General features: G+C 66.9%; 12 protein-coding genes. 10 read left to right on the top strand and 2 right to left on the bottom strand.

Features of this window, described 5'->3' with window-relative positions; genetic code table 11:
- Nucleotides 1-10: 10 nt before the first annotated feature.
- From P2869_RS27745 to P2869_RS27715, 7 genes are all read left to right on the top strand, one after another.
- Entirely contained in the window at nucleotides 11-655 is a 645-nt protein-coding gene (locus P2869_RS27745) for a YbjN domain-containing protein (protein WP_277598606.1), read from the top strand.
- 152 nt (nucleotides 656-807) lie between these two features.
- Nucleotides 808-1,128: a hypothetical protein gene (locus tag P2869_RS27740; protein WP_277598605.1), complete on the top strand. Its 321-nt coding sequence runs from the start codon at nucleotides 808-810 to the stop codon at nucleotides 1,126-1,128.
- A gap of 46 nt (nucleotides 1,129-1,174) precedes the next feature.
- Nucleotides 1,175-2,089, top strand: coding sequence for a peptidyl-prolyl cis-trans isomerase (locus tag P2869_RS27735; RefSeq protein ID WP_277598604.1), 915 nt, complete (start codon nucleotides 1,175-1,177; stop codon nucleotides 2,087-2,089).
- A 24-nt stretch (nucleotides 2,090-2,113) separates the two neighbouring features.
- Nucleotides 2,114-2,989 (top strand): hypothetical protein, encoded by an 876-nt coding sequence (locus tag P2869_RS27730; protein ID WP_277598603.1) that lies wholly within the window; start codon nucleotides 2,114-2,116, stop codon nucleotides 2,987-2,989.
- Nucleotides 2,986-3,417 (top strand): hypothetical protein, encoded by a 432-nt coding sequence (locus P2869_RS27725; protein ID WP_277598602.1) that lies wholly within the window; start codon nucleotides 2,986-2,988, stop codon nucleotides 3,415-3,417. Before P2869_RS27730 ends, P2869_RS27725 begins: the two co-directional genes overlap by 4 nt.
- Nucleotides 3,418-3,471: 54 nt before the next feature.
- A complete protein-coding gene (locus tag P2869_RS27720) occupies nucleotides 3,472-4,899 on the top strand; it encodes a Do family serine endopeptidase (protein WP_277598601.1) in 1,428 nt (475 codons plus the stop codon).
- A gap of 81 nt (nucleotides 4,900-4,980) precedes the next feature.
- Nucleotides 4,981-5,487, top strand: a complete 507-nt coding sequence (locus P2869_RS27715) for a YbaB/EbfC family DNA-binding protein (RefSeq protein WP_277598600.1) — start codon at nucleotides 4,981-4,983, stop codon at nucleotides 5,485-5,487.
- A 144-nt stretch (nucleotides 5,488-5,631) separates the two neighbouring features.
- On the opposite strand, the gene acnB is transcribed toward P2869_RS27715, so the two are convergent.
- Complete coding sequence (gene acnB / locus P2869_RS27710) at nucleotides 5,632-8,217, bottom strand: bifunctional aconitate hydratase 2/2-methylisocitrate dehydratase (RefSeq protein WP_017775119.1); 2,586 nt, start codon at nucleotides 8,215-8,217, stop codon at nucleotides 5,632-5,634.
- A gap of 184 nt (nucleotides 8,218-8,401) precedes the next feature.
- The gene (locus P2869_RS27705; protein WP_277598599.1) at nucleotides 8,402-9,841 is read right to left on the bottom strand and encodes a sigma 54-interacting transcriptional regulator; all 1,440 of its coding nucleotides are present in this window, start codon (nucleotides 9,839-9,841) and stop codon (nucleotides 8,402-8,404) included.
- A 314-nt stretch (nucleotides 9,842-10,155) separates the two neighbouring features.
- Between P2869_RS27705 and P2869_RS27700 the strand changes: the two genes are divergently transcribed.
- Genes P2869_RS27700 through P2869_RS27690 form a run of 3 tightly spaced genes read left to right on the top strand, consistent with a single transcriptional unit; the run spans nucleotide 10,156 to nucleotide 13,585 of the window.
- Nucleotides 10,156-11,037 (top strand): MBL fold metallo-hydrolase, encoded by an 882-nt coding sequence (locus tag P2869_RS27700; protein WP_017775121.1) that lies wholly within the window; start codon nucleotides 10,156-10,158, stop codon nucleotides 11,035-11,037.
- 51 nt (nucleotides 11,038-11,088) lie between these two features.
- Nucleotides 11,089-12,744: a bifunctional protein tyrosine phosphatase family protein/NAD(P)/FAD-dependent oxidoreductase gene (locus tag P2869_RS27695; protein WP_277598598.1), complete on the top strand. Its 1,656-nt coding sequence runs from the start codon at nucleotides 11,089-11,091 to the stop codon at nucleotides 12,742-12,744.
- A 37-nt stretch (nucleotides 12,745-12,781) separates the two neighbouring features.
- Nucleotides 12,782-13,585 (top strand): sulfite exporter TauE/SafE family protein, encoded by an 804-nt coding sequence (locus P2869_RS27690; RefSeq protein WP_017775123.1) that lies wholly within the window; start codon nucleotides 12,782-12,784, stop codon nucleotides 13,583-13,585.
- The last annotated feature ends 86 nt before the right edge of the window (nucleotides 13,586-13,671 follow it).

Below are 13,671 nucleotides of genomic sequence, written 5' to 3'. Positions count from 1 at the left end.
GAGGCCACTCATGACGAAGGAAGATCACATGGACAAGGACAACAACAACGCCGTCGCGAACGAAGAATGGATCGAGGCTGTGAGCATCGAACAGCTTGCGCAGGTGTTTCGCGCGGCCGGCTATCGCGTGACGATGGCGGAACAGAACGGCGCGGTGCAGTTGATGAGCGCGAGCCAGGGTGTCGGCTTCGCGGTGCGCTTCGGCAACGTGGCGGCAGGGTTCGCCGTGCCGGATGCGGCCTCGCGAGCGGGCTCACAAGCGGTCGCGCAAACGGCTACGGACGCGCTGCGTTATCTCGACTACACGTTGAGTTGCGTGCTTCAGGTGCAAGGCGAGTTGCCCGCGGACCTCGTTGCAAGCTGGAACCGTACGAAGCGGTTCGCGCGCCTCGCGAATCACGGGCCGTTTCTCGCGCTCGAGATGGACGTGGTCGTGGCGGGCGGCGTGAGCGGCCGCTACCTGCGCTCCACCATCGAGTTGTGGGATCGCCTGATTCAGGAGTTTCTGCTCCATCTTCGCAATCGTCCCGCGATGGCCGCGCAAGAGGCCGCGGCCCGCCAGGACACGGCGGATGCTGCGAAGGGGAACGCGGCGGTGACGCAATCGGCGGCGGATGCGGGCCCGGCCGCTGACGCACAGGCGACGCTGCAATGACGGCGTCGGCTCACGTTGGCGTAATCGGTGTAATGGGCGCAATCGGTGCAGCGCTGCGCGGGTTATTCCCGGGCAGCTTGCGACGCAGAAGGGGTGATCGGCTGGTCGCCGTGCAGGATGCGCCCGCAGAGTGGACCGAATACGCGGGCTGCGTGTCCGAACGAGTGCGTGCGCTGCTCGACGACTCTGCTGAGGCCACACAGCGCTTTCACGCGTTGTGGGCCGCGCAGCGCGGCGCAGCGGACGCGAATGCCGATGCGCGCGGCGCAAGCTTGCGCCTGAAGATATGGCTCGAAAAGCATGGAAGCATCGAGCGCGTCGAAATGGCATCGCCCTGCGAGCCCGCGCTCGAAGCAGTGCTACGAACGGCACTCGTTTCAACGCGTATGGGTGCGCCACTGCCGCGCGGGATGAGGCAACCCATCGTGATGCAGTTGAACGTGGCTGCGGCGAATTCGGCAGGGGACAGGTAAAGCAATCGTGTTCGGGAACATCGGTCAGGTCGTCCCAGGAGAAAGCGTGAAGAAACTCGCAATGCTTGCAGCAATGGTTCTGTTCGGCACGCCGCTGGTCGCGCTCGCCGGCAACGACGTGGTCGCGAATGCGGCACAGATCTCGGTCACACAGGACGATGTCGAAACGCTCGTCAAATCGCTGAGCCCCGAAGGGCGCACGCGCCTCGCCGCGGACCCCGCCGCGATGGATCGCCTCGTGCGTTCCGCGCTCGAACAGAAGGCCGTGCTGGCCGAAGCAAAGGCCAAGGGCTGGGAGGCGCAGCCTCAGGTGCAGGCGGCGATCGATGCCGCACGGCGCGACGTGATCGTGCGCACGTATCTGGCGTCGGTGAATGCGCCTCCGTCCGACTATCCCTCGGACACCGATCTGCAAGCCGCCTATAACGAGCACCAGAACGCGTTCGCCGTGCCGCGCGCACTGCACCTCGCGCAGATCTACATCGCCGTGCCGCCGAACGCGGATCAAGCCACCATCGACAAAGCCGGCAAAGAGGCCGCTCGTCTGGCGGGGCTTGCAAGGGGCCGCTCTGGAAATGGCGCCAGCGGCAGCGTAAAGAACAACGACTTCGCGTCGCTCGCAAAGGCGAACTCCGAGGACAAGGCGAGCGCTGCAAACGGCGGCGACATGGGCTTCGTGCCCGAGACCATGCTGCTGCCCGCCGTGCGTGACGCCGCGAACGCGCTCAAGCCCGGCGAGGTATCCGCACCGGTGCGTACGCAAACGGGCTTTCACGTGCTGAAGCTGATCGATACACGGCCCGCAGGCGTGCGTCCGTTCGCCGAGGTGAAGGAGCAACTCAGGGCGCTGCTGCGCGCACAGCGCACGCAGCAAAACGTGCAGGCGTACCTCACGAAGCTCGCAGGCAACGCGCCCATCAACGAAGACGCGCTGAAGAAGGCGCTCGCAGCGGTGCAATAGAGGCGCGGGCATATGGTACCCACGATGGCATCCACGGCGCGGCAATCGTCAACCACGGCACAGGCCACGACCCAGGCAACCCAGGCATCAGGCGATGCTCGCCACGCGCGCGACGGTGTCGAACGCGCGCTACCTGGCGAGCCGGGCGCATGGCGTATGCAGGGCGGTGCCGCACTCGCGCGCTGCCCGCTGTGCCGGGGCGCGCTGAGCCAGGTGCCCGGCATGCCGGAGTACGTGCGCCACAAGAGCGCCCGCCGCGCGGCGCAATGCGTGCTTTCCACCGCGCGTTATCAGCCCGACGAACTCGCCGTGAACGGCTCGCGTAACGCGGTGATCTCGGCCATGAACCGGCGGCGCTTTCTGGAAGGCTGGGAGCGCCACTATCTGGCGATGCGCGTGACGTGGCCGCCGCTTTCCATCGCGCGATTCACGACGGTGCTTTCGTGCGCGGACGTGCTCGACCTGTGGTCCTACCCCGAACTGCGCGAGGCGGACGTGCCTGCCGTGCTGCTCGTGCTCGCGGGGTTCCTGCGCGTGCCGGAAGAGGATGCGTTCGTGCAGCCGCGCGTGACGGACCTAACGGACGTAACGGAAGTAACGGAGCGGGTGGGCAGCGAGGCGCGCTGGGTGCGCTTCTGGTTCGGTGCGAACGTGCACGATGCGGCGGACCTGTGGAAACCGCAGGACACGCCGCCCGCGCTCTTTCGCGTCGACTATCGCGACGCGAAATCCACGCCGTTTCCCACTGGAGCGCACGTGCTCGCGTGCACACGTGTGGGCGATGCGAGTGACCCGTGGCACCGTCAGCCGGATGCGGCACCCATGCTTTCGGTGAGCGCCGACGAGCGTCGTGCCGTTGCGCACTACGTTGCGCGCTCGCACGAATATCGAATGGAATGAAGGCGTACGCGCTGCATGAGGTGCGACTGGAGAGCGAGATGAACGGATGGCGGCGGATGGGGGCGATGCTCGTGTGTGCGGCGTTGAGCGCGGCAGCGGTGCCGGTGAGGTTGGTGCACGCCCAGGCTTCGCGTGCGACCGCTGCCGATGCGGCTTCGTCGACGAAACCGGTGTGTGTGGATGCCGAAATTAACGGACAGCGCGCGCCTTCCATCGACTGTCTGAATGCGCAATTACGACCGAAGCCGAACGCGGCCGAAGCGGCGCAGGCTGCCTCGCCCACGGCCGCGGAAGCGAATGCGAAGGGACCGTCGAACCGCGTGGGTACGTTCAATCTCTCCACCGAACGCAACCGTTTCGGCTCGAACTGGGGCAAGTCGGTTACGCCGCAACGGCCGGCTGCGCCCGTCAATGTGCCGCCGAAATGAAGGTGTGCGACGAAGCCTCAATCACGGCAACGAATCAAGGCAACGAGGAAAGCGATGGCGAATTCGCGTAGCGGCGAACCGGCTGAACGAAGCGCGCTGACGGTGGCTGTGCTCGCGCTTTCGCTGGCCGCGAGCGTGGCGTGCGCCGCGGGCGAAGGTGGGGCCCCGGGCCTCGCGTCGCGCGAAGCAGCTGTTGCGCTCGCCATGCCGAACTTCGCCGCGCTCGTCAAACGCTATGGCCCGGCGGTGGTCAACATCAGCGTGACGCGCGAGGTCACGCAAATGGGCATCCAGTTGCCGCCCGGCGTCAGTCCTGGCAATCCGCTTGCGCCGTTTCTCGCGCGGCGCGTGATCGGCAATCGCGAAGAGGTGAGCCTGGGGTCGGGCTTCATCGTGAGCGCGGACGGCATCATCCTCACCAACCGCCACGTGGTGGGCGACGCGAACACGGTGGACGTGAAGCTCACGGACAAGCGCGAGTTCAAGGGCAAGGTGATCGGCAGCGATCCGGTTTCAGACGTCGCCGTGGTGCGCATCGACGCGCGCAACCTGCCCGCCGTCGTGACCGGCGACCCGGCGAAGATCGACGTGGGCGACTGGGTCATGGCCATCGGCTCGCCGTACGGTTTCGCGAACACGGTTACGCAAGGCATTGTCAGCGCGAAGTCGCGCTCGCTGCCGGGCGAGACCTACATCCCGTTCATTCAGACCGACGTGCCGATCAATCCCGGCAATTCGGGCGGTCCGCTGTTCGATCTGAACGGCCGCGTGGTGGCCATCAACTCGATGATCTATTCGAAGACGGGCGGCTACCAGGGGCTTTCGTTCGCCATTCCGATCGACGTGGCGCTCGACGTGAAGGATCAGTTGCTCAAGACGGGCAAGGTGACGCGCGGTCGTCTCGGCGTGGCGGTGCAGGAAGTGAGCCAGGCGCTGGCGCGCTCGTTCGGGCTCGCCACGCCCGACGGCGCGCTGATCAGTGCCGTGGAGGCCGGTGGTCCCGCTGCGCAGGCGGGACTGCAGGCGGGCGACGTGGTGCTCGCCGTGAACGGCAACCGCGTGGCCGATTCGGCGGACCTGCTCGGCACCATCGCGAAGATCAAGCCGGGGCAGCCGGCCGACCTGCTCGTGTGGCGCGCGGGCAAGGGCAGTCACGTCGCGGTGACGGTGGGCGCGCTCGACAGCGCCGTGGCCGCGAACACGGGCGAGGCCGATGCCGCGCCGCTGGGGCTGGCGTTGCGTGCGCTGAATGTGCGCGAGCAGCAGCAACTCGGCGTCGATCATGGTTTGCTGATCGAAGGCGCCAACGGTCAGGCCGCGCGGGCGGGCCTGCGCAGCGGCGACGTGGTGCTCTCCGTGAACGGTACGCCGGTGGCGAGCATCGGCGCGCTGGCGAGCGAGATTCGTGGCGCGCATGGGCCTGTTGCGCTGCTCGTGCAACGCGGCGGCACGCGGCTGTATCTGCCGGTCGATCCGGGTTGAGGGGCGTTCACCCGGCGCTCACCCAGTGCTTACTGGCGCAGTGCGAGGCATGGAATGGAACGAGAGGACGTTGGCGTGTTCATGAAACGACAGCGAAGGGCTGCGTGGCGGGGCCTCATCGAGGCATGCGCCGTGACGGCCTGCGCGTGGCTCGCACAGACGCACGCATGTGCGCAGACAGCGGACGCGGCTGCGTCGGTGCCTCCGTCGGTGCCTCCGTCGGTGCCTCAGGCGTGGCTGCGTTACGCCCAGCTTGTCAGCACGCAGTTCCAGACCTCGCTTGAAGCCGACAACGACGCTTCGAAGCAACTGCATCAGTACCTCGAAGAGCGCATCGTGAACGCAACGGCCGATGCACCGCCGCCTGCCATCGTGGTGCGCGCATGGATCGGCGAGAGCGGCGCGGTGAGCAAGCTCCAGTTCGATTCGCTCGGCAACGACGCAGCCGATGCGGCATTGCGCACGTTGCTGATCGAGCATGCGCTGCCGGAGCCGCCACCGGCTGACATGCTGCAACCGCTGCGCGTGCGGCTGCGGCTCGTGGCGAATCCCGAGGCGGGGCCGGAGGGGGCCAGTGCGGCTCGATGAGTGCGCCGAAATCCTTTCCTGATCCTTTCCTGACGCGATCCGGCACGGCACAAAAAAAGGCGCCGCAGGCATTCAGCCTGCGGCGCCATCTCCATCGCCTATCGCGCTACGACACGAACAACCCGTCGTAGCCTGGCAGCGCGCTTACACCGTCACGGTGTCGGCCACTTCCTTGAAGTCTTCGATCTGGTCGAAGTTCATGTACTTGTAGATCTTGTCGCCGTTGGCGTTGATCACGCCGATGTCGGCCATGTACTCGTCTTTGGTCGGAATCCGGCCAAGGCGCGAGCAGATGGCCGCCAGTTCCGCGGAACCCAGGTACACGTTCGTGTTCTTGCCCAGACGGTTCGGGAAGTTGCGGGTCGAGGTGGACATGACCGTCGCGCCTTCGCGCACCTGTGCCTGGTTGCCCATGCACAGCGAGCAGCCCGGCATTTCGGTGCGGGCGCCGGCCGTGCCGAACACGCCGTAGTGGCCTTCTTCCGTCAGCTGCTTCTGGTCCATCTTGGTGGGCGGGGCCACCCACAGCTTGACCGGAATGTCGCGCTTGCCTTCCAGCAGCTTCGACGCGGCACGGAAGTGACCGATGTTGGTCATGCACGAGCCGATGAACACTTCGTCGATCTTCGCGCCGGCCACGTCCGAAAGCGTCTTCACGTCGTCCGGATCGTTCGGGCAGGCCACGATCGGCTCGTGAACGTCGGCGAGGTCGATCTCGATGACGGCGGCGTATTCGGCGTCCGCGTCCGGTTGCAGCAGTTTCGGGTCGGCCAGCCACTGCTCCATCGCCTTGATGCGGCGTTGCAGGCTGCGCGCGTCCTGGTAGCCCTGGGCGATCATCCACTTCAGCAGCGTGATGTTGCTGTTGAGGTACTCGATGATCGGTTCCTTGTTCAGGCGCACCGAGCAGCCCGCAGCCGAACGCTCGGCGGATGCATCCGACAGTTCGAACGCCTGCTCGACCTTCAGGTCCGGCAGACCTTCGATTTCGAGAATGCGGCCCGAGAAAATGTTCTTCTTGCCTTGCTTGGCGACCGTCAGCATGCCCTGCTTGATCGCGTAGAGCGGAATCGCGTTGACGAGGTCACGCAGCGTGACGCCCGGCTGCATCTTGCCCTTGAAGCGGACCAGCACCGATTCCGGCATGTCGAGCGGCATCGTGCCCGTGGCGGCGGCGAATGCCACGAGACCCGAACCCGCCGGGAAGCTGATGCCGATCGGGAAGCGCGTATGCGAGTCGCCGCCCGTGCCCACGGTGTCGGGCAGCAGCATGCGGTTGAGCCACGAGTGGATCACGCCGTCGCCCGGGCGCAGCGCGATGCCGCCGCGCGTGCTGATGAAGTTCGGCAGCGTCTGGTGCGTCTTCACGTCGACCGGCTTCGGATAGGCGGCGGTGTGGCAGAACGACTGCATGACGAGGTCGGCCGAGAAGCCGAGGCACGCCAGGTCTTTCAGTTCGTCGCGCGTCATCGGGCCCGTGGTGTCCTGCGAGCCGACCGAGGTCATCTTCGGTTCGCAGTACGTGCCGGGGCGCACGCCCTGGCCTTCGGGCAGACCGCATGCGCGGCCCACCATCTTCTGGGCGAGCGAGAAGCCCTTGCCGCTGTCGGCCGGCTGATGCGGCAGGCGGAACAGCGTGGACGGCGGCAGACCCAGCGCTTCACGCGCCTTGGCGGTCAAGCCGCGGCCGATGATCAGCGGAATGCGGCCGCCGGCGCGCACTTCGTCGAACAGCACGTCGGACTTCACCTGGAATTCGGCAATCACTTCGCCGTTCTTCAGCGCCTTACCTTCGTACGGGCGCAGTTCGACCACGTCGCCCATTTCCATCTTCGAGACGTCGAGTTCGATGGGCAGGGCCCCCGCGTCTTCCATCGTGTTGTAGAAGATCGGAGCGATCTTGCCGCCCAGGCACACGCCGCCGAAGCGCTTGTTCGGCACGTAGGGAATGTCTTCGCCCGTGAACCACAGCACCGAGTTGGTAGCCGACTTGCGCGAGGAGCCGGTGCCCACCACGTCGCCCACGTAGGCCACCAGGTGACCCTTTTCCTTCAGCGATTCGATGAACTTGACCGGGCCGCGCTTGCCGTCTTCTTCCGGCGTGATGCCGGGGCGCGCGTTCTTCAGCATTGCGAGCGCGTGCATCGGGATGTCCGGGCGGGTGGTGGCGTCCGGCGCGGGCGAGAGGTCGTCGGTGTTGGTTTCGCCCGTTACCTTGAAGACGGTGATGGTCAGGCTTTGCGGCACTTCCGGACGGCTCGTGAACCATTCGGCGTCGGCCCAGCTTTGCATCACGGCGCGCGCGTTGGCGTTGCCTTTCTCGGCCAGTTCCTGGACGTCGTGGAACTGGTCGAACATCAGGAGGGTTTTCTTCAGCGCGTTGGCGGCGACGGCGCCCACTTCGGCGTCCGAAAGCAGCTCGATCAGCGGGTGGATGTTGTAGCCGCCCAGCATCGTGCCGAGCAGTTCGGTGGCGCGGGTGCGCGAGATCAGCGGGCACGCCGTCTCGCCCTTGGCCACGGCAGCGAGAAAGCCGGCCTTTACGCGGGCGGCTTCGTCCACGCCGGCGGGGACGCGGTGGGTGATCAGGTCGACCAGGGTTTGCTCTTCGCCCGCGGGGGGATTCGTCAGCAATTCCACCAGTTCGGCGGTCTGCTGAGCCGTGAGCGGGAGGGGGGGAATACCGAGCGCGGCGCGAGCGGCCACGTGAGCGCGAAAGTTTTCAAGCATGAGGGCCTGCTGATAGGACGTTTCAGGGGAAGTCTTGCCAGGCGGCTCCGAGGGCTTCCGGGGCACTGTTTCGATGGGGATTCTAGTCTTGGTACGGCGTATCGTCAATTATCTTATATCTTATATAAGACTAATCGGCGAACAGCGGGGGCCCCCGACGGGCGCTCCGGGTGGAAAAGGGTGTTCAGCCCGCGCCGAGCGACTTGAGCCTGCGGTACAGCGTGCGTTCGCTGATGCCGAGATGCGCGGCCAGTTCGCTGCGCGAGCCGGTGAAAGCGGCGGCCACGCTGGCGAGTTCGGCATCGGACAGCTTGCCGCGCGCAAACCCAGACGCAGTCGCCGGCACCTGCGGCGGCGCGGCGGGCGTGCGGATGGCGTCGGGCAAGTCTTCCGGACGGATCACGCCGTGGTCCGCCAGCAGGTTGGCGCGTTCCAGCACGTTGCGAAGCTCGCGGATGTTGCCGGGCCATGCATACGCGCAAAGCAGCGCCAGCGCTTCGGGGTCGATCGAGGTGGCGATCGACGTGGTGCGGGCGTCCGCGCCGCGCGCGGATGCAATACGTCGCAGCATGGCCGCGGCGAGCAGCGGGATATCTTCGGCGCGTTCGCGCAGCGCCGGGAGCCGGATCGGAAACGCGCTGATGCGAAAGTACAGGTCCGAGCGAAACTGCCCGTCCGCCAGCATCTGTTCGAGCGGCTTGTGCGTAGCCGCCACGAGCCGGAAGTCGGCGCGCTGCGTTTCGACGCCGCCCACGCGCCGGAACGCGCCCGTCTCGATGAGGCGCAGCAGCTTGACCTGCATCGCGAGCGGCACGTCGCCGATCTCGTCGAGGAACAGCGTGCCGCCCTGCGCCGTTTCCACGAGCCCCGGCTTGCGCGCCGAGGCGCCGGTGAACGAGCCCTTCTCGTAGCCGAACAGCTCGCTCTCGAACAGCGTTTCGGTAATGCCCGAGCAGTCCACCACCACGAACGGCCGGTTCGCGCGCGGGCTCGCCGCGTGCAGCGCATGCGCGAACAGTTCCTTGCCCGTCCCCGATTCGCCCAGCAGCAGCACCGGCAGCATCGACGTTGCGACCCGGTGCAGCTTCGAGATCGCCTCGTTGAACGCGGGCGCGCGCCCTACGAGACCATCGGCATCCGGCTGCGCGGACGCGCTGCGCACGGTCGAAAGACGCTCGACGTACGCGACGATCTGCTGGTGCGCGTCGAAGATGGGCCGCAGTTCCACGTCCACGTGCTCCGGGCCGCGCGGCGTGTGGTGCACGTGCAGGACGCGGTCGGCGCTGCGCGTCGCCGCCGCCCGCTTCATCGGGCAGTGTTCGCCGGCGAGGTCGCAGGGCACTTCGTAGTGGTGCGAGACCTGGTAGCAGCGACGCCCCACGTGCGGCTGCCCCGAGGTGCCGAATTGCTTCTGGTAGGCGCTGTTGGCCGCGAGGATGCGGTACTCCGGATCGAGCACGATGGCCGGCTGCGCGTCGTATTCCAGGTAGCCGACGAGCGCCGCAACCTCCGGCGAGCCGGGCTGGCCGGGCGCGGCGCCGCCAGGCTCGGCGCCCCCGGGCTCGGCGCCTCCAGGCGAATCCACGTGGGCCGTGGACGACGAGGGGGAAAGGGAAAGGGGCATGGCGGCACTCCGTGGCGGGGTGGACGCCACTATACGCGGCAACTGCCATGTCTGCCATTCACTGCCACCAACTGCCATCGAGTGCCATTTGGCAGTTCCGGGCAGGTCATGACGGTTCGCCTGCCGCGCGCACGGGGGCTTTCACTACCTCGAACAGCGCAATAGAGGCGCAGATAATTTGTTAAAAATCAGCGGCTTGATGTCGCGCGGCAAATCAGGGCGAACGCCTGGCACGAACCTTGTCTAGGCTCTCGCGCAGTTTGCCGGACACCGGCGAAGTGCCGCGACCCCGTCCGTCAACTGGAGCCCCCGCCATGACCCCCAGCACGTTTGCTGTCGAAGGATTCTTCGACCCCGCCACCTGGACCATCAGCTACCTGCTGCTCGACCGTGAGACGAAAGACTGCGCGCTGATCGACAGCGTGCTCGATTACGACCCGAAGTCCGGCCGCACGCGCACCGACTCCGCCGACCGCCTCATCGCGCGTGTCGAAGCGCTGGGCGCGCGCGTGCAGTGGCTGCTGGAAACCCACGTGCATGCCGACCATCTCTCCGCGGCCCCGTATCTGAAGGCCCGGCTCGGCGGCCAGATCGCGATTGGCGAGCAGGTCAAGACGGTGCAGCAGGTGTTCGGCAAGCTGTTCAATGCCGGCCCCGGCTTCGCTGTCGACGGTTCGCAGTTCGACCGGCTGTTTGCCGACGGCGAAACCTTCGAGGTGGGGCGCGTGCAGCTGCGCGCGCTACACACGCCGGGCCACACGCCCGCCTGCATGACCTACCTCGTGAGCGACGGCGACGACCACGCCGCGTTCGTGGGCGACACGCTCTTCATGCCCGACTACGGCACCGCGCGCTGCGACTTCCCGGGCGGCGACGCGTCCACGCTGTTCCGCTCGATCCATCGCATCCTGAGCCTGCCGCCGCAGACGCGGCTGTACATGTGCCACGACTATCAACCGGGCGGCCGTCCGCTGCGCTACGAAAGCACGGTTGCCGAGCAGCGCGAGCACAACATCCACGTGCATGAAGGCACCACCGAGCAGGCGTTCGTCGAAATGCGCCACGCGCGCGACGCGAAGCTCGACATGCCCGTGCTGATCCTGCCTTCGGTGCAGGTCAACATGCGCGCCGGCCATCTGCCGGAGCCGGAAAGCAACGGCGTGTCGTACATCAAGATTCCGCTCAACGTGTTGTGAGGCGCGGCGGGCATCGGCTAACTCATTAACGAAGACAGCGAAGAGACAGTCATGGACATCAAAAAACTCAGCGACGCCGTCGCCGTATCGCCGCAGGTGCACGTGGCGGACCTGCCGGCGCTGCGCGCGGCCGGATATCGCACGGTGATCTGCAATCGCCCCGACGGCGAGGGCGCGGACCAGCCCACCTTTGTGGAGATCGAGTCGGCCGCCCGCAAGGAAGGTCTCGCCGCGTACTACCTGCCCGTGGAGTCGGGCAAGGTCAACGACCGCGAGGCCGCGCAGTTCGGCAACTTGCTGCAGACGGTGCCGGGGCCGGTGCTCGCGTATTGCCGCAGCGGCATGCGCTCGGCGTCGCTGTGGGCGCTCTCGGGCGCATCCGGCTATTCGTTCGGCCAGATCGTTGCGGCCGGCAGGGCAGCGGGCTACGACCTGGGCGCCCTGGCCAGCCGCCTCGGCGACAGCGGCGTAAGTGCTGAAAAGTGCTACGACGTCGTTATCGTCGGCGCCGGTGCGGCCGGTGTGGCGACGGCATCCAGCCTGCTCGCGCGCGACGCGAATCTCGACATCGCCGTGATCGATCCCGCCGACATTCACTATTACCAGCCCGGCTGGACGATGGTGGGCGCCGGCGTGTTCAAGCCCGAGACCACCGCGCGCCGCATGGTCGATGTGCTGCCGCATCAGGTGCATTGGATCAAGGCGGCGGTCGCGGCGTTCGAACCGGAAAACGACGCCGTGGTGCTGGAAGGCTGCCGCAAGATCCGCTATCGGCAACTGGTGGTCTGCGCGGGACTGAAGCTGGACTGGAACGCAATCGAAGGCTTGCCGCAGACGCTCGGCAGCAACGGCGTGACCTCGAATTACCGCTACGACCTGGCGCCGTACACGTGGCAGCTCGTGCAGCAGTTGAAGCGCGGCCGCGCGCTCTTCACGCAGCCGCCCATGCCGATCAAATGCGCCGGCGCGCCGCAGAAGGCGATGTACATGTCGTCCGATCACTGGCTGCGCTCGGGCCGGCTCGGGCAGATCGAGGTCGAGTTCTTCAACGCCGGCGCGGTGCTGTTCGGCGTGCCCGACTACGTTCCGGCGTTGATGAAGTACGTCGAGCGCTACGACATCGGGCTCAATTTCGGTCTCAACCTGAGCGCCATCGACGGTCCCGGAAAGCGCGCGATGTTCACGCGCGCGCTACCGGGCGGTGAAACCGAGCAAGTCGAAACGACGTTCGACATGATTCACGTCGTGCCGCCGCAAAAGGCGCCCGACTTCATCCGGTCGAGCCCGCTTGCCGACGCGGTGGGCTGGGTGGACGTGGACCCGGCCACGCTGCGGCACAAGCGGTACGGCAACGTCTTCGGCCTTGGCGACACGACCAACACGACGAACGCGAAGACCGCCGCGGCTGCGCGCAAGCAGGCGCCCGTGGTCGCGCACAACGTGCTGGCCGCGCTGCGCGGGCGGCAGGAGCTGGCGAACTACGACGGCTACGGCTCGTGCCCGCTCACCGTGGAGCGCGGCAAGATCGTGCTCGCCGAATTTCTCTACGGCGGCAAGGTGGCGCCTACGTTCCCGAAGTGGCTGATCGACGGCACGCAACCGTCGCGGCTCGCGTGGCTGCTCAAGGACCGCATCCTGCCGCCGCTCTACTGGCGCGGCATGTTGAAGGGCCACGAGTGGCTCGCGCATCCGCGGCTGGCCGACTGAGCAGCCAGCCGTTCTTCATGATTGTTCCGGGATCCTGATGGTTATTTCGTTGATTCTTGGCGCGATGGTGGGCGCCGTGCTTGGCTTGACCGGCGCGGGCGGCGGCATTCTCGCCGTGCCTGCGCTCGTGTTCGGCATGGGCTGGCCGATCCAGCAGGCGACCCCCGTGGCGCTCGTGGCCGTGGCGGGCAGTGCGGCGGTGGGTGCGCTGGAGGCCTTTCGCAAAGGGCTCGTGCGCTATCGCGCCGCGTTCTTCATGGCGGCACTCGGCGTTCCGGCTACGGCGGTGGGCGCGCGTCTTGCCCACGCGCTGCCGCAACGTCTGCTGCTCGCGGTGTTCGCGCTCGTGATGCTCGTGGTCGCGGTGCGCCTGCTGCGTCAGACGCTTGCGCACGGCAATTCGCCGCCGCCCGACTCGGCACTCTGCGTGGCGCACGTCAATCCGGCGACCGGCCGCCTCGTATGGTCGTGGACGACAGGTGCCGCGCTCGCCGCTGTCGGCGCCGTGACCGGGCTGATGACGGGACTGCTCGGCGTAGGCGGCGGCTTCGTCATCGTGCCGATGATGCGCAAGCTCACCGACGTTTCCATGCACGGGATCGTGGCCACCTCGCTGATGGTGATCACGCTGGTGGGCGGGGGCGGCGTTATCACGACGATGCGCCATGGCGCACCGCTGCCGCTCGACGTGGTGCTGTGGTTCAGCCTTGCGACGGCGGCCGGCATGGTGGCGGCCCGCATCGTGTCGCATCGCCTCTCGGGGCGGCACGTGCAGTTCGGCTTTGCCGCCATCCTCATCGCCGTGGCGTTGGGGCTGGTGGCGAAGGCCGCGTTTTACTGATCGTCACGAACGCGCTTCTGCGAGGAGGCAGAAGCGCCTTGAAGGCAGCAACAGGCGCGAGTGCAGTAGCGGCAAAGACCGACAAC

It is taken from the genome of Paraburkholderia sp. SUR17, assembly GCF_029536165.1.
Classification (GTDB): domain Bacteria; phylum Pseudomonadota; class Gammaproteobacteria; order Burkholderiales; family Burkholderiaceae; genus Paraburkholderia; species Paraburkholderia kururiensis.
This window is presented reverse-complemented; position numbering and strand designations above follow the sequence as displayed.